This window comes from Chromobacterium paludis (assembly GCF_008275125.1).
Classification (GTDB): domain Bacteria; phylum Pseudomonadota; class Gammaproteobacteria; order Burkholderiales; family Chromobacteriaceae; genus Chromobacterium; species Chromobacterium paludis.
In genome coordinates this window covers 797,432-816,642 of sequence record NZ_CP043473.1, presented here as the reverse complement: position 1 = coordinate 816,642, position 19,211 = coordinate 797,432, and the positions used below count along the sequence as shown (strand labels likewise).

Genomic DNA, 19,211 nt, shown 5'->3' with positions numbered 1-19,211 from the left:
TGGTGCTTTTTAGGAGCCCAGCCATGCTAACCTTCAGAACAAGGGATAAATGCGGAAAAGAGCTTACGAATGGAAGTGGACGCCAAATCCTGGGCGATATTGACCGCCCTGCAGGCCAATGCCAGGCAATCGCTGACCGAGCTGGCGCAGGCGGTGGGCCTGTCGGTGCCGGCGGTGTCGGAGCGGGTCAAGCGGCTGGAAGAGGCCGGCGTGATCCAGGGCTATCACGCGCGGGTGGCGCCGCTGCGCGCCGGCTACGCGCTGTCGGCCCTGGTGGGCATCACCGTGCCGCAGCCGGACAAGAAGACCCTGCTGGCGCGGCTGGAGGCGATGCCGGAAGTGATGGAATGCCACCACGTGACCGGCGTCGACTCCTACGTGTTCCGGCTGCTGGCGCGCGACGTCTCGCACCTGGAGCAGCTGGCGGCGCAGTTGAACGACCTGGGCGAGACCCGCACCGCCGTCATCCTCTCCACGCCGATACAGGGGCGGCCGGTGCGGCCGCCTCGCTGAGCGCGCTAGCCCGCCTGGCGGCAGGCCTTGTCCGGCGCCTGGTAGGCGCGGTTCACCTCCAGCGGCGCGGCATACGGCGAGGACCAGGTCTGCTCGTGCAGTTGGCCGATGCGTTTGGCCATGGCCTCGTTGCGCAGCGCCACCTCGACATTGCGCGACTTGTCCATATAGCCGCCGCTCCAGTTGCTGGTGCCCACCCAGGCGATCTGGTCGTCTATCTCCATGGTCTTGCTGTGGATGACGCGGGCGAAGGGGATGCAGGCGCCGTCGCGCGGTATCGTGACGATGCGCACTTCCATGCCGGGCAGCACGGCCAGGCTCTTCAGGTAGTCGATGCCTGGTTTTTCCAGGTTCCAGTCCGACACCATCAGCTTAACCTTGACGCCGCGCGCCAGCGCGCCGCGGATGGCGTTGTCGAATACCGGGTAATAGTTGCGCGGCTTGCCGTAGCTCAGCGGCGCGTAGTCCAGCAGCTGGATGCGCACCTCATGCTTGGCCTCGGCCATCAGGCGCGGCAGGGCCTGTTCGGAGTCGCCCACGCCGGCCGGGTTGTAGGCATTCGGGCTGGATAGCAGCACCGCGGGCTGGGACAGGTCGGCCGCCTGCTCCGTCGTCCGCAGCGGCTTGACCTTGCCGCCGGCGGCGAGCGCGGCCTGGGCCGCCCAATCCTGCTCGAAAATGGCCTGCAGGCGGCCGGCCATCGCCGCATCGTCTATCTTCAGGCCGGTTTCATGGATGTGCTGCAGCGAGCGCCAGTCGAAGTTCTGGCTGCCCACATAGGCGGTCTTGCCGTCCGCCACGATGAATTTGGCATGGATGATGCCGTTGCCGGTCAGCTGGTTGTAGTCCAGCTGGCGGTATTGCAGATTGGGGATGCGCTTGAGCCGTTCGATGGTGGCCGGCTCGCTGGCGAACATGCCTTTCTTTTCCATCAGGAAGCGGATTTTCACGCCTCGCTTGCCCGCGGCTTCCAGATGCTCGATCACGCCGTCCAGTTTGCTGCCCGCCTGGTCCGCCACGTAAAACTGCTCCAGGTCGATCTCGCGCTGGGCGGCATCGAACATCTGGCTCCACACGGTCGCCGGGTCGCGCAGGTCCGGCGTGTCCAGCTGCGCATGCTGCGGCGCGGTATGCACCAGCTCGAAGCCGGGAATGGAAAAATCGGCGCGGGCCAGGGGCGCGGCCAGCAACAGCACCAGCGGCAAGACGCGTTTGGACATGGCGGCTTCCTTCGAAAAATTGCGGATCATGACATGGCCATGTTAAGGAAGTATGTAGCCAGCATGAAAAAAGACCGCCCAGCGAGGGCGGCCATCAAGACGGGCCCGCTGCGGCTCGTCAACGAAGCGAAAGCAAGGCCAGCACGCGATAGCGGCTGATGCCCAGCAGCGCCGGCACCAGTTGCTGCAGCTGCTGGAAGTCGGCGCGTTGGTTGAGCCGGGCGTTGAAGTCGGCGACGAAGCCGCTGGCCCAGCTCTGCTCGTCGGTGCGCGACAGCTGGCTGATCGACTGCCTGGCCTCGGCGATGGCGCCGTCTATCGCCGCATGCGTCTGTTGCAGCCTGGCGATGGCGCGCAGCACCTCCTGCAAGGCCAGCCTGACCTGGGCGTGGTCATCGGTTTTCCAGCGCGAGGCGTCCAGCGCCGGCGGCTCCGGCTCCAGGCTTAGCGGCTGCGGCACGCCGCCCGGGAAGCGCACGCCGCCGCCGCGCACGGTCAAGCCATCCCGCAGCTGCGGCCAGTCCCGCTCGCTGCAGCTGAAGCCCAGATTGCCCCTATCATCCAGCTCGCAGCGCGCGCCGGCCGGGCCCAGCGCCTGATTCAGCGCGCGCAGCACCTCGTCGCGGCTCACGCCCTCCCCTACCCGCACGGCGCTGGCGCCGCCGCCTGGCACGGAGAGGACCAGCGTTTCCGGCTGGCCCGCGCTCAAGCCGTCCAAGTCCAGTCCGCGCGCGCTGAAGCTTTGGCGCGCCGGCGCGCCCAGCGACAGGCGCAGCTGGCTGTCCAGGCTGCCGGCGCTGTCCTGCTGCCGGCGCTGCCAGGCGCGTTGCAGACCGTCCCGCTGCGCGCTCAGCGCCTCCGTATCCAAGCGGCGCTGCGCCAGTTGCTGGCTCAGGCTGTCCTTGAAGCCCTGCAGCTGGTCCAGCATGTCCTCCACATAGTCCCGCGCACATTGGGCCGAGGTCAGCTGCTCATTCAACTGGGTGCTGTAGCGCCAGCCTGAGACGCCGGCCGTCTGCGGGCGCGCGCTGGCCAGGGGCGGGCGCGCCGGCGCGCCGCCGGTTCGCGGCGCGGCGGGCGCGATGGCGGCGCCGTCTTTGCCCCAGCGCTTGTCGCCGGCGGCGGGGGTGAGGGAAGCGAGCGTGGCGGCCATGGCGTCAGATCGCGTCGAACAGCGTCAATTGGCTGACCTTGCCGTACGCCTTCTGGCTGGCCTGCAGCGCCATCGACAGCTGCCCGAGGTTCATATAGGCCGTGCCGTAATCGAGGCTGCCCAGCTCCAGCATGCTTTGCTGATTGGCCAGACTCAGGCTGTTGTGGTTGCCGTCCAGCGTCTGCAGCACGTTCTGCGCGCCGCCCAGCTCGGATACCCGGCCGCTGACGTCGCTCAACGCCGCGTCCACGCCGTCCATGGTGGCGCGCACCATGGCGCCCACCGCCGGATCGTTGCCGTTCAGCGTGGGGCTTTGCAGCGCGGCGATGGCCTTGTCCAGCTGGTTGAGCAGCGCGGGCATGGACTCCAGCGTGACATTGGATGTCTCGGTGACGCCCTCGCCCACCGTCACCATCTGTTTGTCGACATTGCCGTTGAAGCGGTAACGGCTGCCGGCCGGCTGGCTGGCATCGAACTGGATGGCCGCGCTGTTGACGGCGCTGCCGGAAAACAGGTAGCGGCCTTCGCTGTCTTGGGTGTTGGCGGCGTACAGCATGCTGTCGCGCAGGCTGATCAAAGGCGACGCCATCGCCTTCAGGTCTTCAGCCGGCGCGGGATTGGCCGCCGCCACCAGGATGTCGCGCGCGTTGCGCAGGTCGCTGCTGATGCCGTCCAGCAGCGCTTCGTTCTGGCTCAGCTTGGACTTGAGCGCGCCGATATTGTCGCGATACTGGGACAGCGCCGCTTCCTCGCGCTGCAGCCGCAGCAGGCGCACGCTGGCGATGGGGTTTTCTGACGGCGCCAGCATGCTCTTGCCGCTGGACATCTTCTGCAAAAGCTCGGCCATGCCGGAACTGCTGTTCTGCATGGCCAGCAGCACGACGGATTGATACTGGTTGCTGGAGATACGCATGCTTGTCCTTACAGGATGGCCAGCGTGCTTTCGAATAGCTGGTTCGCCACCGAAATCACCTTCATGTTGGCCTGGTACATCTTCTGGTATTCGATCAGGCTCACCGCTTCCTCGTCGCGGTTGACGCCTGAGGCGCCCTGCCAGTTTTTTTCCGACTCGGCGCGGATCACATTGGCGGTGTCCAGCCCCGACTTATTCTGCTGGCTGGCGATGGCCAGGTGGCCGATCATCTGCGAATAGGCGTCGCCCAGCGTCACACTGCCGATGCCGGCCAGCGGCAGGCTTTGCTGCCGGATGGCGATGATTTTTTGCAGATTGTCGTTATTGCCCGGCTTGGCCGGATCGGCGGAGAAACCCAGATCGGCCGCGCCTATGCCTGTGGTCTGCAACAGGCCATGGGCCGCGCCGGGATCGAACTGGAACAAGGCCTGGCCGCTCTGGCCGCGCATATCGTAACCCTGCGCCAGTTGCTGATTGACGCGGCCGGCCAGCTCGCCGGCCAGCGCGCGCACCTGCTCCTGCGCCGGCCGCAATACCTGTACCTCGAACTGGTTGAGTCCGCCCAGCTGTCCGCCCAGGTCGCCGCCGGGCATGGCGTATTGTTCGGTGCCGAAGGCCAGCTTCAATTGCTGGCTGCCATCGGGCTGCGCCTCGCTGGACAGCGCGGCCGCATCGTCGCCGGACACCAAGGGCAGGCCGTTGCTCAGCGAAACGGACTTGCCGCCGTCCGGCTGCGCCACCACGCGCACCTCCACCAGGGAAGCCAGCGCGTCGATCTGGCGATCGCGTTCGTCTTCCAGGCCCGAGGTATTGATGCCCTGGGCGCGCGCCGCCACCAGCTTGGCGTTCAAGGCCGCCAGATTGGCGGTGGCGCTGTTGATCTGGCTCAGCGTGGCGCTGCGCTGTTCGCCAATGGCGGCCTGCTGCGAGGTGAGCACGCCGTAAAGATTGTTGAAGCGCTGCGCCAGCGATCCGGCCTCGCGCACCACCTGGTCGCGCATGGTGTTGGAGTCCAGGCTGGCGGCATTGAGCGCGGCGAAGAACTTGTCCAGGCCGCTGGACAGGCTGCTGCCCTCGCTGCCCATCACCTGTTCCAGCTGGCTGAAATAGGGCTGGGCCGCGGATAGCGCGCCGACATGGGAGCCGGCCTGCCACTGCTGCAGATTGCGGTAGTCGTCGCTGAAGCGGCGCACGCCGGTCACCGACACGCCGTAGCCGGCGCTGAGCGGGTCGCCCGCGCCGGGCGTCTGCGTGGCCAGCACCACGCCCTGGCGGGTATAGCCCGGCGTCTGCTGGTTGGCGATGTTCTGGCTGGCCGTGTTCAGCGCGACCTGGGCGGCCTGCGCGCCGGTCAGCGCGTTGTCAATCATGCGCATGGTGAGCAGTCATCACTTGGAAAGAGGAAACATCGGCGCGGCGAATGCCGCCAATCCCTGGCCGGCGTCGCGCCCCTGCTGCAGACGGGCGACGGCCGGGTCCGCGTTCTTAAGGGGAATATTGCCAGCGGCCGGCAATAGCTGCGCCAGGATCACATTGGCGATGCCGAACACGCGCCGACTGGCCAGCTGGTCGGCCAGGGCACCGTCGGCGATGTCCAGCAGGTCGCCGTTCATGGAATTGGCGAAGATGCTGTCCTCGCCGGCCACCTCGCGCGTGGTCTTGCGCATCTGCTTGAACATCTCGCGCACGAACTGGCCCTCGAACATCTCCGCCGCCTTCTCCGCCTTCTGGCGGTATTCCGGGCTGGCCGCCGCCACCGGCTGCTCGCCATTGGTTCCGGCTGACGGGTTCTGCAAATCGTTGTTCAGCATCCGCCTCTCCTTAAATGACGACCAGCTCGCCATCTATCGCGCCGGCCTGGTCCAGCGCCTGCAGGATGGCCATCACGTCGTCCGGCGTGGCGCCGGTGCGGTTGACGGTGTCTATGATGGCGCGCAGACTGGCCCCGGCCGGCCACTTGAACATGCGGCCCTGGTCCTGCCCCACTTGCACGCTGGAATTGGGCACCACCTTAGTGGTGCCGTTGCTGAACGGGCCGGGCTGGCTGACCTGGGACGACTCCGAAATCACCACGCGCAGGCTGCCGTGCGACACCGCCGCCGGCCGCACGGTGACGCCCTCGCTGATCACCACCGTGCCGGTGCGCGAATTGAACACCACGCGCGGAATTTCCGGCCCCACGTCCACATTGAGTTTTTCCAGCCGCGCGACGAAGGCCACGCGCTCGGTCGGATCCAGCGGCGCCTTCACTTCTATGGTGGTGGCGTTGCGGGTGCTGGCGATCTTGCCGTAGCCGCGGTTGATGGCCTTCACCACATTGGTGGCGGTCTCGAAGCTGGGGCGGCGCAGGCTGAGCCGCACGGAGTCGCCCTGCTCGAAGTCGCTGGGAATCTCGCGCTCTATGCTGGCGCCGTTGGGGATGCGCCCGGCGGTGGGCGTGTTGACGGTGACGCTGGAGCCGCTCTTGCCCTGCGCCGACAAGCCGCCTATCACCACGCTGCCCTGGGCCAGCGCGTACACTTCGCCGTTGGCCGCCTTCAGCTGGGTCAACAGCAGCGTGCCGCCGCGCAGGCTCTTGGCGTCACCCAGCGACGACACGGTCACGTCTATGGTCTGGCCGCGGCTGTAGCCGGGCGGCAGGCTGGCGCTGACCATCACCGCCGCCACGTTCTTGACGCGGGTGTCGGTCTTTTCCGGCATCTTCAGGCCAAACTGCTTCAGCATATTGGCCACGGACTGGCCGGAGAACTTCACCTGCGAGTTGTCGCCGGTGCCGTCCAGGCCCACCACGATGCCGTAGCCTATCAATTGGTTGTCGCGTATGCCTTCCACATTGACCAGCTGGCGCAGCGGCTGCGCCGCGGCGGCAAGCGACCACGCCGCCAGGCAGGCGGCGGCGCTCAGGCGCTTCAAAAGTGTCAATCTCATGGATAGCCCTAGAACGGCATCAGCGGGCTGGCGAAGAACTTCATCAGCCAGCCGGGGTTGTTGGCGTCGGCCAGCGCGCCGCTGCCGGAGTAGCCGATGCGGGCGTTGGCGATGCGCAGCGAGGAAACGCGGTTGTCGGTGTCGATGTCTTCCACCCGCACGTAGCCGGCCAGTTGCAAGGTTTCCTCGCCCTGGTTCAGCGTCAGCTGTTTTTCGCCCTGCACCTGCAGCAAGCCGTTGGCCAGCACCTTGTGCACCACCACGGTCAGCGAGCCGGCCAGCGCATTCTGCTGGGTGGAGGTGGACGAGCCGTTGAAGTTGCGGTTGGCGTCTATGCCCACCTGGGCGTTGAAGGTGGTGTTGCCGAGCAACGATGGGCCGATCTTGGCGCCGGACTGCTTGCCGAAGGTGGTGCCGGCCTGCTTGCTGGCCTGGGTGGTCTCTTCCAGCACCACCGTCAGCACGTCGCCGGGGCGGAAGGCGCGGTTGTCCGAGGTCAGCGCCAGGCTGCCGCCGGGCGTGAACACGCCGCCGCCGCGCGGCGCCTCGGCCGCCTGCCGCAACAGATCGGGCAAGGGGTCGGGCCGGGGCGGCGCCGGCTGGAACGAGGCGCAGGCCGCCAACAGCAGCGCGCCCAGCGGCGCGAGACGACGCAGCGTCATCGCACCGATTGTCCCAGTTGCTGCAGCATATTGTCCGCCGCGGTCAGCACCTTGGTATTCATCTCGTAAGTGCGCTGGGCGGCGATCATGTCCACCATTTCCTCCACCACCTGCACATTGGAGCCTTCCAGGCTGCCCTGCTTCAGCTTGCCCAGCGCGTCGCCGCCCGGATTCCCGGTGCTTGGGTTGCCGCTGGCGGCGGTTTCCTGGAACAGATTGTCGCCCAGGGCCAGCAGGCCGGTGGGGTTCACGAAGTTGGCCAGGGTGATCTGGCCAACCTCGGTGGGCGTAGTGCCGCTGCCCTCGGTCACCGACACCACGCCGGTCTCGCTGATGGAAATCTTGGTGGCGCTGGCCGGGATCTTGACTTCCGGCTGCAGCGGCAGGCCCTGGGCATTGACCAGCAGGCCGTCCGGATTGAGCTGCAGCTGGCCGGCGCGCGTGTAGCCGGTTTCGCCGTTGCCCATCTTCACCTGCAGAAAGCCCTGGCCGACGATGGCCACATCCAGGCTCTGATTGGTGGTGGTCAGGTTGCCCTCGGTGAACACCTTCTGGCTGCCCACCAGGCGCGTGCCGTTGCCCAGCTGCACGCCGGACGGCGACAGATTATTGTCGTCCACCTTGCTGCCGGGCTGGCGGTCTACTTGGTAGAACATGTCCTCGAACACCATGCGGTCGCGCTTGAAGCCGGTGGTGTTGACGTTGGCCAGGTTGTTGGCGATGGCGGTCAGGCGCGCGTCCTGCGCCTGGATGCCGGTTTTGCTGATCCACAGTGCCGGATTCATTGAATTCTCCTATCAGCCGCGCACCAGGCGGTTGCCCGCCTCGTTCATGTCGCTGGCGGCGTTGAACAGCTTCATCTGCATTTCGAAATTACGGTTGAGCGACATCACCGACACCATCTCCTCCACCGCGGACACATTGCTGCGCTCCAGGTGGCCGCTCTGCACGGTGACGCTGTCGTCCGCCGGAAACGGCGCGTTTTGCCGCGGCACGATCAGGCCGTCGGCGCTCTTCATCATCTCGCGCGCGTCCGGTTTGACCAGCTTGAGCTTGTCCACCGGCTGCATTTCGGCGCCGCCCGGATTCAGCACGGAAACGGTGCCGTCCTGGGCGATGGCGACTTTGAGGTAGCCTTCCGGCAGGCGGATGGGGCCGCCGTCGCCCAGCACCGGATGGCCGTTCACGCTGAGCGTGCCGTCGGGGCCGGCCACCATGCTGCCGGCGCGGGTGTAGGCCTCGCCGCCGTCCGGCGCGGCGATGGCCAGAAAACCGTCGCCCTGCAGCGCCACGTCCAGGTCGCGGCCGGTTTCCACCACGGTGCCGTTGCGGGTATCCAGCGCCGTCGGCGCATTGTGGCTGAGCACGCGCGCGTCGTAGCCGTAGCCGGGCACGACTTGGCTGACGGCGCTGTCGATGTCGGCGCGGAAGCCGCCGGTTTCGGCATTGGCCAGGTTGTTGGCGTGGATCTGCTGCGCGCGCAGCAGACGGTCTGCCCCGCTCATCGCGGTGTAGATCAGCGCGTCCATGCCTTACACCGCCTGCATCAGGGCCTGCATCACCTGGTTCTCGGTGGCGATGACCTTGGTGTTGGCCTGGTAATTGCGCTGCGCGGTCATCAGTGTCACCAGCTCGGAGGTGACGTCGACGTTGGACTGTTCCAGCGAGCTGACGGCCAGCTTGCCGGCCATGCTGCTGCCGGCGGTGGCCAGCAGGGCCGGACCGGAGGCGGTGGTTTCCTGCCAGCTGGTCTGCGAGCTGGGCGCCAGCGCGTTCTCGTTGGCGAAATTGGCGATGGCCAGCTGGGCCACCACCTGCTTCTGGTCGTTGCTGTAGCTGACGATGACCTCGCCATGCTCGCCCAGGCTGACGCCGGTGCGGGCGCCAGGCGGATAGCCGGTGGCGGCGTTGCGGCTGGTGCTCGGTTCGCCGGCGAACTGCGTGGTGCCGCTGTAGTCCACCGCCAGCTTCAGCGCGGAGGCGCCGTTGGGCGTGCCCAGATCCAGCGCCACCGCGGCGGCGGGCGCGGCCAGTTTGCCGTTGCTGTCGAACTTCAAATCCGTGGTGGCCGGCAGCGCTTGGCTATCCAGCGCATAGTGCACGGTGACGGTGCTGTCGGCGCTCTTGCAGAAGTACTGCGTCAGGTTGTGCTTGTTGCCCAGGGAGTCATACACCGTGGACACGCTGGAATGGTTGAAGCTCTGGGGATTGCCCTTGTCGAAGGCGATGGTCTGGGTGGCCCAGCCGGCCGACATATTGCCGGTGTACTGCAAGGCGTCGCTGGCCTGGGCCGGGATGTTGCCGGTGGGAATCTGGATATCGCTCAGCGCGCCCAGCGCCGCGCTATTGGCCGATTTGGCGTAGCCCTGGATGCGGCCCTTGTTGCCGTCTATCAGGTAGCCGTCCTTGTCGGTGTCAAAGATGCCGACGCGGCTGTAACTGACGGTGCCGGCCGCGCTGCGCGACACGAAGAAGCCGCGGCCGTCGATGGCGGCGTCCAGCGCGCGGCCGGTGTTGATCAGGCCGCCGTTGCGGCCGATGTTCTGGCTGTTGCCATTGCTGTTGACGCCCATGGCCTGGCTGCCGGCGTAGGCGGAAGCGAAGGTGACGCGGCCGGACTTGAAGCCGTAAGTGGCGGAGTTGGCAATGTTGTCGCTGATGCTGCCCAGCTGGTCGTTGACGGCATGGATGCCGGACAGGGCGATTTCGAAACTCATGGGGTTCTCCGTACGGGACTTTAAGCGGGAGCGCCGGGCAGACCCAGCAAGGCGGAAACGGAAGAGGCCGGGAAGTCGCCCAGGCCGGCCAGGCTCAACACCGGTTCGGCGCCGTTGATCGGCAGGCGCACGCCGCTGACGTCGGCCTTCAGCTCCAGCAGGCCGGCGCTGCCGGAGGCGGTGGACAATTCCAGCTGGTAATCGCCGGCGCTCAGGCCGTAATCGGCCAGCTTGATCTGGAAGTCGCTGGCGCCGGCCGCGCGTTTGCCCAGCTCGATGCGGGTGCGCTGACCGTCGGCGCCGGTGAGGATCAGCGTCGCGTCGCGCTCGGCGCCGGACAGCGTGACGCGGCCGGACAGCGCGGTCTGGCCGTCGCTGCGGAAGCGGTCGGTCTGCACCAGCACCGGACGCCCCACCTGGGCGCCCAGCGCCACGCCCTGCAGCTCGCGCAGCATGCCGGCCTGGCTTTGCAGTTGTTGCAGCATGGACTGCGTGGTCTGCACCTGGCTCATCTGCGCCAGCTGGTTGACGAACTGGGACGGGTCGGCCGGATCCAGCGGGCTCTGGTTGCGAATCTGCGCCAGCAGCAGCGTCATGAACATGTCCTGGCCGCCATTTTTCTGGCCGGCGGCAGGCGCTACCTGCGCCGGCTCGGACGACTGGCCGCCGGCGGACAGCAGGGACGATGAGGTCTGATCCACGCTCATGCGTTGTCTCCCAGTTTGAGCAAATCCTGTTGCATGGCCTTGACCCGGCCCAACACCTCCACATTGGTCTGGAAGGCGCGGCTGGCGGACAGCATGTCCGTCATCTCCTCCACCGCATTGACATTGCTGTAGAACACATTGCCGTCGGCGTCGGCCAGGGGATTGCCCGGTTCGTGCGCCTTGCGCACCGGCTCGGGGTTCTGCACCACGTCCAGCACCTGCACGCCCATGCCCTCGCCCTGCATCTGGCTGCGGAACACCGGCTTGCGGCCGTGATAGGCGGCCTGCTCGCTGCCGGCGGCGGTATCGGCATTGGCCAGATTGCTGGCCACGGTATTGAGGCGCACCGTCTGCGCCGTCATGGCGGAGCCGGCGATGCGCGAGATGTCCCTGAACGACATGGCTTATTGCCCCGCGATGACTTTGGCCAGCCCGTGCAGCTTCATATTGATGAAGGTGAGGCTGGTCTGGAATTCGGAAACGTTTTGCGAGAACTCGGCCTGCTCTACCCCCAGCTCCACCGTATTGCCGTCGCGCGAGGGATGGTTGGGCAGGCGGTACAACAGCTCCTCGCCCTCGCCCAGCGCCAATGGGGAATCGGCGTCGGCCGCGGCCAGCGCCGCCTTGAAGTCGATGTCGCGCGCCTGATAGCCCGGCGTGCTTTCATTGGCGATATTGGACGCCAGCACGCGGGTCCGCTCCGCCCGCAGCCGCAAAGCCTCCGGGTGAATGCTCAGGGCCTTGTCCAGATGCAATCCCATTGCCTTGACCTTATCGATTCATTACGATGTTAAAGTCATTTACCGTTAATGACTCACTTATTGGAAAGCGATACTAATAAGTGCGCCCCACACCGTATACGCAACAATTACCAAGCCACCCCGGATGTCAAAATTCACACCCCCCCTGCTTTGCCTCGCCTTCGCGCTGCCGGCGCAAACCGGACACGCCGCCGCCGCGCCCGATGCCGCCGTCCGCCAGCAAGCCGCCCACCTAATTGAACAGCGCCTGAACGAGGCCGGCCTGGACCAGCCGGCCTGGCAGCTGCAGCTGCTGCCGCCGCGCGCGCTGCCCGGCTGCGAGACGCCCTGGACGGTGGAAGCCGCCGACGCGCGCGCCTTCTCGCGCATGCGTTTTGACATTGCCTGCCCGTCCAGCGGCTGGCGCGGCGACTACATCGTGCGCGCGACGGTCAGCGCGCGCGTTGCCGTCGCCGCGCGCGATCTGCCCGCCGGCGCGGTCCTGCAAGCAGACGATGTGAAATGGGCAGCGCGGCCGGTATGGGAGCCCGCCGAGCTATTCGGCCGCGGCCAGCCGCCGCTGGCCTTGCAACTGAAGTCCGCGCTGAGCGCGGATCAGGCCCTGCGCCGACGCCAGTTGGCAGCCCCGCTGCTGGTGAAGCGCGGCGCAACGGTGCGCATCGTCGCGCGCCAGGACGGGATAGAAGTCACGGTATCCGGGGAGGCGCTGGCCAATGGCAAGCAGGGCGAGATCATCGCCGTGCGCAATCTGGACAGCGGCAAGACCCTGCGCGCGCGCGTCAGCTCGGCGGACGAGGTGGAGCCGCAGGACTGAAGGTCGGGGTAAGTAGAAACCCTTAAGCTGTACTAGACTGAAGCCGGATCGAGAAAGTCCCACCCATCACAGAGGAGGCCGGCTCATGCCCTTGTTCAGCAATAAACTCGCCGATCAGTTACGCCTCGCCCAGGCCGAGCTGGAAAAGAGCCGCGGCGCCTTGCGCGCGATAGACCGCTCGATGGCCATCATCGAATTCACCCCGGACGGCGTGATCGTTCAGGCCAACGACGTGTTTCTGCGCATCATGGGCTACACCCGCGAAGAAGTGGCGGGCAAGCATCATAGAATGTTTTGCGAGTCCGCCTACGCGGCCTCGCCCGGCTATGGCGAGTTCTGGCAAAAGCTGGCGCGCGGCGAGGCCCAGACCGGACGCCAGCTGCGCCTGGCCAAGGGCGGCCGGCCCGTCTGGCTGGAGGCCAGCTACTCGCCGGTTCTGGACGCCGCAGGCAAGGTCAGCGGCGTGATCAAGATCGCCTCGGACATCACGCGCCAGATGCAGCTGGAACAGCAGGACAAGGCGATGCGCAGCGCCATAGACCGCTCGATGGCGCGCATCGAGTTCGACCTGGATGGCTCCATACTGGACGCCAACGATAATTTCCTGGCGGTGTTCGGCTACAGCCTGGCGGACCTCAAGGGCAAGCATCACAGCGTCTTGTGCGACGAAGCCTATGTGCGCAGCCCGGAATATCAGCAGCTGTGGCAAAAACTGCGCCAGGGCGAGTTCCAGCAGGGACGCTTCCGCCGCGTGGGCCGCAATGGCGAGCCGATCTGGCTGCAGGCCACCTACAACCCGGTGCTGGACGCGGCCGGCAAACCGGCCCGCGTGGTCAAGTTCGCCAGCGACATCACGCGCCAGATGAGGCAGATGCAGGCCCAGGCGGAAAACGCGCAGTCGGCGGTGCAGGCATCGGAAAGCACCGAACAGCTGTCGATACGCGGCAGCACGGTGCTGGACCAAGCCGCCAACGAAATCTCCCGCGTCGCGGACAGCGTGCGCCAGTCTTCTCAGATTCTGGCCAAGCTTGGCGACAGTTCGGGCCAGATCGGCGCCATCATCGGCACCATCAGCGACATCGCCGACCAGACCAATCTACTAGCGCTGAACGCGGCCATCGAGGCGGCGCGCGCCGGGGAAATGGGCCGCGGCTTCGCCGTGGTGGCGGACGAGGTGCGCAAGCTGGCCGAGCGCACCAGCCAGTCCACCGGCGAGATTTCCGGCATCGTCAAGTCGATACAGGGCGACTCCGCCTCGGCGATAGGCGCGATGGAGGCGATGCGGACACTGGCGGAAACCACTCTGGAGCTGGCGCAGCAGGCCCAGGGCTCCATCGCCGAGATACGCAGCGGCACCCGCAACGTGGTGCAGGTGGTGCGCGACGTTTCCACGCTGCTGCAACAGCAGGGCTGAGCGCCGCCATGGCGGAAACGGCCGCGCCGGGCCCATGAAAAAGGCCGGCGCGAGGCCGGCCTTGCTCACGCCGTCAAAACGGCATCAATAGCCCAAGCCCATCGCGGCGCGCACTTCGCCCATGGTTTCGCGCGCCACTTTCTCGGCGCGGGCATTGCCGTCGGCCAGAATCTCGGCCACCAGCTTGGGATTGGCCAGATATTTCTCGGCGCGCTCGAACATCGGCTGCTGCTCGCGCACCACGGCGTCGATCACCGGTTGCTTGCAGTCCAGGCAGCCGATGCCGGCGCTGGCACAGCCGGCCTTGACCCATTCCTTGGTCTCGCCGTCGCTGTATACCTCGTGCAGCTGCCACACCGGGCACTTGGCCGGCGTGCCCGGATCGGTGCGGCGCACGCGCGCCGGATCGGTCGGCATGCCGCGGATTTTCTTGCTCACCGTCTCCGGCGCCTCGCGCATGGTGATGGTGTTGCCGTAGGACTTGGACATCTTCTGGCCATCCAGGCCCGGCATCTTGGACGCGGCGGTCAGCTTAGCCTCGCACTCGGCCAGGATGCTCTTGCCCTTATTCTCCAGCCAGCCGTACAGGCGCTCGCGGTCGGCGTTGCCCAGGTTCTGGCTGGCGGCCAGGATCTCGCGCGCCTGCGCCAGCGCTTCCACTTCGCCGTCCTGCAGATAGCGGTTGCGCAGCTGCTCGAACAGCTTGCCGCTCTTGCCGATTTTCTTCACCGCCGCCCGTGCCAACTCTTCGAAATTAGGCTCGCGGCCAAACATATGGTTGAAGCGGCGCGCCACCTCGCGCGTCAGTTCGATGTGCGGCACCTGGTCCTCGCCCACCGGCACCATGCCCGCCTTGTACACCAGGATGTCCGCCGCCTGCAGCAGCGGGTAGCCCAGGAAGCCGTAGGTGGTCAGGTCCTTGTGGCTCAGCTTCTCCATCTGGTCCTTGTAGGTCGGCACGCGCTCCAGCCAGCCCAGCGGCGTCACCATGGACAGCGCCAGGTGCAGCTCGGCGTGCTGCGGCACCTTGGACTGCACGAAGATGGTGGCCTTTTCCGGGTCCACGCCGGAGGCCAGCCAGTCGATCACCATTTCGTCTATGGACTTGCCGATGATGGAAACGTCGTCGAAATTGGTGGTCAGCGCATGCCAGTCGGCCACCATGAAGAAGCATTCATGATGGTGCTGCAGCTCCACCCAGTTCTTGATCACGCCGTGGTAGTGGCCAAGGTGCAGGCTGCCGGTGGGGCGCATGCCGGAAAGGATGCGGTTGGCGGACATAGGGTTGTGCTCTCGATAGGCCGCGGGAAATGAAAAACCGCCGGTCTGTCCGGCGGCCTGGCCCCGCGCAGGGTTCTAGAAAAACAATTGCAGCAGATGATACATCAACTGGTAGAACGGTTGCAGAATCCTGCCCAGCATGCCGGTGGCGATCAGCAACAGCAGTATCCACATGCCGTAGCGCTCGGTCTGGGCGTACTTCCAGGCCGTGCCCGGCGGCAGCAGGCTCTCCACGATGCGGCCGCCGTCCAGCGGCAGGATGGGCAGCAGGTTCAGCAGCATCAGCGAGATATTGATGGCGATGCCGGCCTGGCTCATCAGGGCCAGCGGCTCGCTATAGGCGTTGTCGGTATGGATCGCCAGCTTCAGCAACAACGCCCAACCGGCCATCATGGCGAAATTGGCGGCCGGCCCGGCGGCGGCCACCCAGCGGCCGTGCTCGCGCGGCTTGCGCAGCGCGCCGAAATTGACCGGCACCGGCTTGGCCCAGCCGAAGAGAAAGCCGCCCATCCACAAAGTCAGCAAGGGCAGCAGCACCGTGCCCAGCGGGTCGATGTGCTTGAGCGGGTTCAGCGTCATCCGCCCCATCATGTAGGCGGTGTTGTCGCCGAAGCGGCGCGCGGCGTAGGCGTGCGCCGCCTCATGCAGCGTGATCGCAAACAAAACCGGCAAGGCGTAAATGGCGACGCGTTGCACCATCTGGTCGAAACCCATGCTTATCCCCTCTCCAGCCGCCAGCCGCGGCTTGTTTCATCTTCGCATGCTTACATCACCGCGCCGACGATGGCCAGCACGATGGCCTGCACCAAGGGCAGCAACACCTTGCCCAGAATGCCGCTGAACATCAGCAGCAACAGAATCCAGAAGCTGTAGCGCTCCACCTTGGAAAATTCCCACGCGGCGCGCGCCGGCAACAGCGCCTGCACGATGACGCCGCCGGGCAAGGGCGGCAGCGGGATCAAGGTGAAAATCATCAGCGCCACATTGATTTTGATGCCGATCAGCGCCATCAGTTGCAAGGGTTCGCCAAAGTAAACGGTCAGGTAGCCGGAAGCCAGCACCACGCCCGCCCACAGCAGGGCCATGATCAGATTGGCCAGCGGCGTCACCACCGCCACTTTGGCCAAGGCGCTGCGCGGCTTGCGCATCGCGCCGGGATTCAATTGCAGCGACTTGGGCCAGCCGATGATGAAGCCGCCCAAGGCGACGCCGATCAACGGCATCGCGATGGAGCCTATGGGGTCGATGTGGGCCAGCGGGCTGAAAGTGCGGCGGCCGGTCATATAGGCGGTGCGGTCGCCCAGATAGTCGGCCATGAAGGCCTGGGCGCCGGCCGGGATGGTGATGGCGAACAGAATCGGCAGAATGGACACCGCCAATTGTTGAATCAAGGACAAAGACTGCATGATTTCCTAAGGATGTTGTGGATTCAAAGACCGAACGGCGCCAGCGGCCCCTTGCCTTGGCGCAGCAGCTCCACGCCATCGGTCATGTCGATGACGGTGGTAGGCTCGGTGCCGCACCAGCCGCCGTCTATCACCGCGTCCACGGCATGTTCCAGCCGCTCGCGGATTTCATAGGGATCGGACAGCGGCTCGGCGTCGCCCGGCAGCGTCAGGGTACAGGACAATATGGGTTCGCCCAGCTCTTCCAACAAGGCCAGCGCCACTTTATGGTCCGGCACGCGCAAGCCTATGGTGGCGCGCTTGGGATGCAGGGTGCGGCGCGGCACTTCGCGCGACGCCTGCAGGATGAAGGTGTAGCTGCCCGGCGTGGTGGACTTCAGCATCCGATACTGGCTGTTGTCCACCTTGGCGTAATTGGCCAGTTCGGACAGATCATGGCACACCAGCGTCATCATGCGCTGCTTCAAATCCAGGCCGCGGATGGCCAGGATGCGCTCCAGCGCCGCCTTGTCGCCCAGCATGCAGCCCAGCGCGTAGCAGGAGTCGGTGGGATAGACGATCACGCCGCCCTCGCGCAGCATCTTCACCGCCTCGCGGATCAGTCTGGCCTGCGGGTTGTCGGGATGAATCACGAAGAATTGCGCCATGTTCTTGTCCTTATTGGTTTAGGCAGGCCGGATGATGCGGGCCTCCAGTTCGCGCCAGATCGGCCGGCAGATCGGCGGCAAATCCTCGGTGTGGCCGACGTCGCGGCCACCCTCGCCCGGCGCGTGGAAATCGCTGCCGCTGCTGGCGTAAAGCCCATGCCTGTCCGCATGCAGCGCGAACTTGTGCATATCGTCCAGACTGTGGCTGCCGCTGGCCACTTCGATGCCCTGGCCGCCGGCCGCCTTGAAGTCCAGAATCAGCCGTTCTATCAGGGTGCGGCCCATGTCGTAACGGCCGGGATGCGCGATCACCGCCATGCCGCCGGCGCCGACGATCCAGCCCACCGCGTCCTCCAGGCTAGCCCACTCATGCTCGACGAAACCAGGCTTGCCCGGCGTCAGATACTTGCGGAACACCGTGCGCACGTCCTTGACCGCGCCGCTATCCACCAGGTGGCGGGCAAAATGGGTGCGACTGATCATCTCTGGATTGTCGCACCAGCGCATGGCGCCTTCGAAACAGCCCTCGATGCCGGCCGCCGCCAGCGAGTCACCCATCTGGCGCGCCCGCTCCAGCCGGCCGTCGCGTATGCGCTTCAGCCCGGCGGCCAGGGCCGCGTCGTCCGGATCGATGCCCAGGCCGACGATGTGCACGGTATGGCGGCCCCAGCTGACGGAGACCTCCACGCCATGCAAAAAATCTATGCCGTGCCGCGCAGCCGCCGCTGCCGCTTCGGCCAAGCCGGCGGTGCAGTCGTGATCGGTCAGCGCCAGCAGGCTGGGCTCGCGCAGCGCGGCGCGGTCTATCACCTCGGTCGGCGTCAACGCGCCATCGGACGTGCGGGAATGGAAGTGCAGATCAATGCCCGCCATCGCGCGCTCCTTCGATCTGCCTCGCCTGCCACAGGGCCAGCCGCGCGCGGTAGGCGCGCAGCTCTTGCTGGTAGATGTCTAAAATGCAAGGCTCGCAGCCGCTGCCGCAGCACATGTCGTCGTCCACCTCGAACGGCGGCTCCGGCATGATGTCGGCAAAATCATCCATCTCAGTCCGCCTCGACAACGATCAGAAAGCCGTCGCCGCTGACTTGCTGGCCGGCGCGGATCTTGCACGTCTTGCGCAGCTCGACCTGGCCATCGACCGACACATTGCCCTCGGCGATGAAATGCTTGGCCGCGCCGCCGGAATGGCAGACGTTGCAGGCTTTGAGCAGGTCGCACAGCGGGATGTATTCGCTGTTCAGCTTGAAGGTTTCTTTCATTTTTGCACACTCGTTCTGGACAGGCTTGTGAGCGGCCTGTGGACAAGGCCGCCAAGCCCTTATTCTGTCTGATGTTTTTTACGCCGCCCATTTTTTAGGCAGCCCTGCCGGACTATCCACCCGTCCGGCTGACAAGATTGTGGAAGCGCTGTGGACAAAGGCGGCAAGCCGCTGATTTGCCTGGCCGTTTCCGGACCGCTTATTTTTTAGGCAGGCAACAGCGGCAACAGCGCCTGCCGCGCGCGCGCCAGTCGCGCAGCGTGCGGGCCGCGCAGTTCCAGCGCGGCAACGCCCTGCCGGGCCAATTCCTGCCGATGCAAGTCCAGCAGCCAGTCCCGCTGCGTGGGATGGCTGCGCAAGGGGTCCGGCTGCCACGGGATATCGGGACAGGCCAGCAGCGTCAGGTCATAGTCCTGCGGCCGGTACAGCGCCAGCAAGCGCGCGGACGCCTGGCCATGCGCCACTTCCGCCCAAATCTTGCAGGTCAGCACCGTGGTGTCGCAGAGCAGGATGTCCGCGCCGGCCGCCGCTTCCGCCGCCAGCTGGCCGGCGGCGATGGCTTCGATATCGGCCGCGTCGGCGGTATAGGGGCGATCGGCGTAATAGGCGCGCGCATACTCTTGCACCCATGCCGCGCGCCAGCCGTCGGCGCGCAGGCTCAGCGCCAGCGCTTCCGCCAGCGTGCTCTTGCCGCTGGATTCCGGGCCGACTATCGCCACCCGGACAGGCCCGCGCCCCCTTCCTTCCCGCATCGATCATCCATCCTTGTCGGCGCTCCGGCCAAGCCCGCCATTATACCGCGTCGCCACTCGCTTA

The 19,211-nt window shown here is 66.1% G+C and carries 24 protein-coding genes and 1 pseudogene; 4 read left to right on the top strand and 21 right to left on the bottom strand.

Translation table 11 applies throughout. The features are described from left to right. Positions 1 to 69: 69 nt before the first annotated feature. Positions 70 to 513: an Lrp/AsnC family transcriptional regulator gene (locus tag FYK34_RS03715; RefSeq protein ID WP_149295116.1), complete on the top strand. Its 444-nt coding sequence runs from the start codon at positions 70 to 72 to the stop codon at positions 511 to 513. Between the two features lie 5 nt (positions 514 to 518). Here the strand turns inward: FYK34_RS03715 and FYK34_RS03710 are convergent, their stop codons facing one another. From FYK34_RS03710 to flgB, 13 genes are all read right to left on the bottom strand, one after another. Continuing rightward, on the bottom strand, positions 519 to 1,733 hold the full coding sequence (locus tag FYK34_RS03710) for a phospholipase D-like domain-containing protein (protein WP_149295115.1): 1,215 nt from the start codon (positions 1,731 to 1,733) through the stop codon (positions 519 to 521). A 118-nt stretch (positions 1,734 to 1,851) separates the two neighbouring features. After that, positions 1,852 to 2,886, bottom strand: a complete 1,035-nt coding sequence (locus FYK34_RS03705) for a hypothetical protein (protein ID WP_149295114.1) — start codon at positions 2,884 to 2,886, stop codon at positions 1,852 to 1,854. Between the two features lie 4 nt (positions 2,887 to 2,890). Next, a complete protein-coding gene (gene flgL, locus FYK34_RS03700) occupies positions 2,891 to 3,799 on the bottom strand; it encodes a flagellar hook-associated protein FlgL (protein ID WP_149295113.1) in 909 nt (302 codons plus the stop codon). Positions 3,800 to 3,807: 8 nt separating this feature from the next. After that, on the bottom strand, positions 3,808 to 5,175 hold the full coding sequence (gene flgK / locus FYK34_RS03695; RefSeq protein ID WP_149295112.1) for a flagellar hook-associated protein FlgK: 1,368 nt from the start codon (positions 5,173 to 5,175) through the stop codon (positions 3,808 to 3,810). Positions 5,176 to 5,187: 12 nt separating this feature from the next. Beyond that, complete coding sequence (locus FYK34_RS03690; protein ID WP_149295111.1) at positions 5,188 to 5,610, bottom strand: flagellar biosynthesis protein FlgJ; 423 nt, start codon at positions 5,608 to 5,610, stop codon at positions 5,188 to 5,190. A 10-nt stretch (positions 5,611 to 5,620) separates the two neighbouring features. After that, positions 5,621 to 6,727, bottom strand: a complete 1,107-nt coding sequence (locus FYK34_RS03685) for a flagellar basal body P-ring protein FlgI (protein WP_149295110.1) — start codon at positions 6,725 to 6,727, stop codon at positions 5,621 to 5,623. An 8-nt stretch (positions 6,728 to 6,735) separates the two neighbouring features. After that, the gene (gene flgH / locus FYK34_RS03680) at positions 6,736 to 7,389 is read right to left on the bottom strand and encodes a flagellar basal body L-ring protein FlgH (protein WP_174774497.1); all 654 of its coding nucleotides are present in this window, start codon (positions 7,387 to 7,389) and stop codon (positions 6,736 to 6,738) included. Then, positions 7,386 to 8,174, bottom strand: coding sequence for a flagellar basal-body rod protein FlgG (flgG, locus tag FYK34_RS03675; RefSeq protein WP_149295109.1), 789 nt, complete (start codon positions 8,172 to 8,174; stop codon positions 7,386 to 7,388). Before flgG ends, flgH begins: the two co-directional genes overlap by 4 nt. A 12-nt stretch (positions 8,175 to 8,186) precedes the next feature. After that, positions 8,187 to 8,918, bottom strand: coding sequence for a flagellar basal body rod protein FlgF (locus FYK34_RS03670; RefSeq protein WP_149295108.1), 732 nt, complete (start codon positions 8,916 to 8,918; stop codon positions 8,187 to 8,189). Positions 8,919 to 8,921: 3 nt separating this feature from the next. Further along, a complete protein-coding gene (locus FYK34_RS03665) occupies positions 8,922 to 10,106 on the bottom strand; it encodes a flagellar hook protein FlgE (RefSeq protein WP_149295107.1) in 1,185 nt (394 codons plus the stop codon). Between the two features lie 20 nt (positions 10,107 to 10,126). After that, positions 10,127 to 10,813 carry a flagellar hook capping FlgD N-terminal domain-containing protein gene (locus FYK34_RS03660; RefSeq protein ID WP_149295106.1) on the bottom strand — a complete coding sequence of 229 codons (687 nt, stop codon included), beginning with the start codon at positions 10,811 to 10,813 and terminating at the stop codon, positions 10,127 to 10,129. Further along, entirely contained in the window at positions 10,810 to 11,214 is a 405-nt protein-coding gene (gene flgC / locus FYK34_RS03655) for a flagellar basal body rod protein FlgC (RefSeq protein ID WP_149295105.1), read from the bottom strand. The genes FYK34_RS03660 and flgC overlap by 4 nt, the downstream gene beginning before the upstream one ends. A 3-nt stretch (positions 11,215 to 11,217) precedes the next feature. Then, positions 11,218 to 11,574: a flagellar basal body rod protein FlgB gene (gene flgB, locus FYK34_RS03650; protein WP_149295104.1), complete on the bottom strand. Its 357-nt coding sequence runs from the start codon at positions 11,572 to 11,574 to the stop codon at positions 11,218 to 11,220. A 124-nt stretch (positions 11,575 to 11,698) separates the two neighbouring features. Here flgB and flgA point away from each other — a divergent pair, with 124 nt between their 5' ends. The 3 genes and pseudogenes from flgA (at position 11,699) to FYK34_RS21150 (ending at position 13,802) form a co-directional block, all read left to right on the top strand. After that, a complete protein-coding gene (gene flgA / locus FYK34_RS03645; RefSeq protein ID WP_149295103.1) occupies positions 11,699 to 12,388 on the top strand; it encodes a flagellar basal body P-ring formation chaperone FlgA in 690 nt (229 codons plus the stop codon). 85 nt (positions 12,389 to 12,473) lie between these two features. After that, positions 12,474 to 13,244: pseudogene (locus FYK34_RS21155) on the top strand (PAS domain-containing protein); the annotation flags it as partial. A 6-nt stretch (positions 13,245 to 13,250) separates the two neighbouring features. Then, complete coding sequence (locus FYK34_RS21150; protein ID WP_407923601.1) at positions 13,251 to 13,802, top strand: methyl-accepting chemotaxis protein; 552 nt, start codon at positions 13,251 to 13,253, stop codon at positions 13,800 to 13,802. Positions 13,803 to 13,886: 84 nt separating this feature from the next. Here the strand turns inward: FYK34_RS21150 and FYK34_RS03635 are convergent, their stop codons facing one another. The 8 genes from FYK34_RS03635 to FYK34_RS03600 all read right to left on the bottom strand — a co-directional run bounded on the left by FYK34_RS03635 (position 13,887) and on the right by FYK34_RS03600 (position 19,114). Beyond that, complete coding sequence (locus FYK34_RS03635) at positions 13,887 to 15,083, bottom strand: tryptophan--tRNA ligase (RefSeq protein WP_149295101.1); 1,197 nt, start codon at positions 15,081 to 15,083, stop codon at positions 13,887 to 13,889. 75 nt (positions 15,084 to 15,158) lie between these two features. After that, positions 15,159 to 15,797, bottom strand: a complete 639-nt coding sequence (locus FYK34_RS03630) for a site-2 protease family protein (RefSeq protein WP_149295100.1) — start codon at positions 15,795 to 15,797, stop codon at positions 15,159 to 15,161. Positions 15,798 to 15,847: 50 nt separating this feature from the next. Beyond that, complete coding sequence (locus tag FYK34_RS03625) at positions 15,848 to 16,489, bottom strand: site-2 protease family protein (RefSeq protein ID WP_149295099.1); 642 nt, start codon at positions 16,487 to 16,489, stop codon at positions 15,848 to 15,850. Positions 16,490 to 16,512: 23 nt separating this feature from the next. After that, positions 16,513 to 17,136 (bottom strand): L-threonylcarbamoyladenylate synthase, encoded by a 624-nt coding sequence (locus FYK34_RS03620; protein WP_149295098.1) that lies wholly within the window; start codon positions 17,134 to 17,136, stop codon positions 16,513 to 16,515. 18 nt (positions 17,137 to 17,154) lie between these two features. Continuing rightward, a complete protein-coding gene (locus tag FYK34_RS03615) occupies positions 17,155 to 18,009 on the bottom strand; it encodes a 3',5'-nucleoside bisphosphate phosphatase (protein WP_149295097.1) in 855 nt (284 codons plus the stop codon). After that, entirely contained in the window at positions 17,996 to 18,178 is a 183-nt protein-coding gene (locus FYK34_RS03610) for an oxidoreductase-like domain-containing protein (RefSeq protein ID WP_149295096.1), read from the bottom strand. The genes FYK34_RS03615 and FYK34_RS03610 overlap by 14 nt, the downstream gene beginning before the upstream one ends. 1 nt (position 18,179) lies before the next feature. Continuing rightward, positions 18,180 to 18,395 (bottom strand): RNA-binding S4 domain-containing protein, encoded by a 216-nt coding sequence (locus FYK34_RS03605; protein ID WP_149295095.1) that lies wholly within the window; start codon positions 18,393 to 18,395, stop codon positions 18,180 to 18,182. Positions 18,396 to 18,601: 206 nt separating this feature from the next. After that, positions 18,602 to 19,114 (bottom strand): AAA family ATPase, encoded by a 513-nt coding sequence (locus tag FYK34_RS03600; protein WP_231137364.1) that lies wholly within the window; start codon positions 19,112 to 19,114, stop codon positions 18,602 to 18,604. Positions 19,115 to 19,211 lie beyond the last annotated feature (97 nt).

What these genes read in the sequence shown, in the direction of transcription:
- FYK34_RS03715 (WP_149295116.1), top strand. Translation starts at nt 70, where the DNA reads ATGGAAGTGGACGCCAAATCCTGGGCGATATTGACCGCCCTGCAGGCC.
- FYK34_RS03710 (WP_149295115.1), bottom strand. Translation starts at nt 1,733, where the DNA reads ATGTCCAAACGCGTCTTGCCGCTGGTGCTGTTGCTGGCCGCGCCCCTG.
- FYK34_RS03705 (WP_149295114.1), bottom strand. Translation starts at nt 2,886, where the DNA reads ATGGCCGCCACGCTCGCTTCCCTCACCCCCGCCGCCGGCGACAAGCGC.
- flgL (WP_149295113.1), bottom strand. Translation starts at nt 3,799, where the DNA reads ATGCGTATCTCCAGCAACCAGTATCAATCCGTCGTGCTGCTGGCCATG.
- flgK (WP_149295112.1), bottom strand. Translation starts at nt 5,175, where the DNA reads ATGCGCATGATTGACAACGCGCTGACCGGCGCGCAGGCCGCCCAGGTC.
- FYK34_RS03690 (WP_149295111.1), bottom strand. Translation starts at nt 5,610, where the DNA reads ATGCTGAACAACGATTTGCAGAACCCGTCAGCCGGAACCAATGGCGAG.
- FYK34_RS03685 (WP_149295110.1), bottom strand. Translation starts at nt 6,727, where the DNA reads ATGAGATTGACACTTTTGAAGCGCCTGAGCGCCGCCGCCTGCCTGGCG.
- flgH (WP_174774497.1), bottom strand. Translation starts at nt 7,389, where the DNA reads ATGACGCTGCGTCGTCTCGCGCCGCTGGGCGCGCTGCTGTTGGCGGCC.
- flgG (WP_149295109.1), bottom strand. Translation starts at nt 8,174, where the DNA reads ATGAATCCGGCACTGTGGATCAGCAAAACCGGCATCCAGGCGCAGGAC.
- FYK34_RS03670 (WP_149295108.1), bottom strand. Translation starts at nt 8,918, where the DNA reads ATGGACGCGCTGATCTACACCGCGATGAGCGGGGCAGACCGTCTGCTG.
- FYK34_RS03665 (WP_149295107.1), bottom strand. Translation starts at nt 10,106, where the DNA reads ATGAGTTTCGAAATCGCCCTGTCCGGCATCCATGCCGTCAACGACCAG.
- FYK34_RS03660 (WP_149295106.1), bottom strand. Translation starts at nt 10,813, where the DNA reads ATGAGCGTGGATCAGACCTCATCGTCCCTGCTGTCCGCCGGCGGCCAG.
- flgC (WP_149295105.1), bottom strand. Translation starts at nt 11,214, where the DNA reads ATGTCGTTCAGGGACATCTCGCGCATCGCCGGCTCCGCCATGACGGCG.
- flgB (WP_149295104.1), bottom strand. Translation starts at nt 11,574, where the DNA reads ATGGGATTGCATCTGGACAAGGCCCTGAGCATTCACCCGGAGGCTTTG.
- flgA (WP_149295103.1), top strand. Translation starts at nt 11,699, where the DNA reads ATGTCAAAATTCACACCCCCCCTGCTTTGCCTCGCCTTCGCGCTGCCG.
- FYK34_RS21150 (WP_407923601.1), top strand. Translation starts at nt 13,251, where the DNA reads ATGAGGCAGATGCAGGCCCAGGCGGAAAACGCGCAGTCGGCGGTGCAG.
- FYK34_RS03635 (WP_149295101.1), bottom strand. Translation starts at nt 15,083, where the DNA reads ATGTCCGCCAACCGCATCCTTTCCGGCATGCGCCCCACCGGCAGCCTG.
- FYK34_RS03630 (WP_149295100.1), bottom strand. Translation starts at nt 15,797, where the DNA reads ATGGGTTTCGACCAGATGGTGCAACGCGTCGCCATTTACGCCTTGCCG.
- FYK34_RS03625 (WP_149295099.1), bottom strand. Translation starts at nt 16,489, where the DNA reads ATGCAGTCTTTGTCCTTGATTCAACAATTGGCGGTGTCCATTCTGCCG.
- FYK34_RS03620 (WP_149295098.1), bottom strand. Translation starts at nt 17,136, where the DNA reads ATGGCGCAATTCTTCGTGATTCATCCCGACAACCCGCAGGCCAGACTG.
- FYK34_RS03615 (WP_149295097.1), bottom strand. Translation starts at nt 18,009, where the DNA reads ATGGCGGGCATTGATCTGCACTTCCATTCCCGCACGTCCGATGGCGCG.
- FYK34_RS03610 (WP_149295096.1), bottom strand. Translation starts at nt 18,178, where the DNA reads ATGGATGATTTTGCCGACATCATGCCGGAGCCGCCGTTCGAGGTGGAC.
- FYK34_RS03605 (WP_149295095.1), bottom strand. Translation starts at nt 18,395, where the DNA reads ATGAAAGAAACCTTCAAGCTGAACAGCGAATACATCCCGCTGTGCGAC.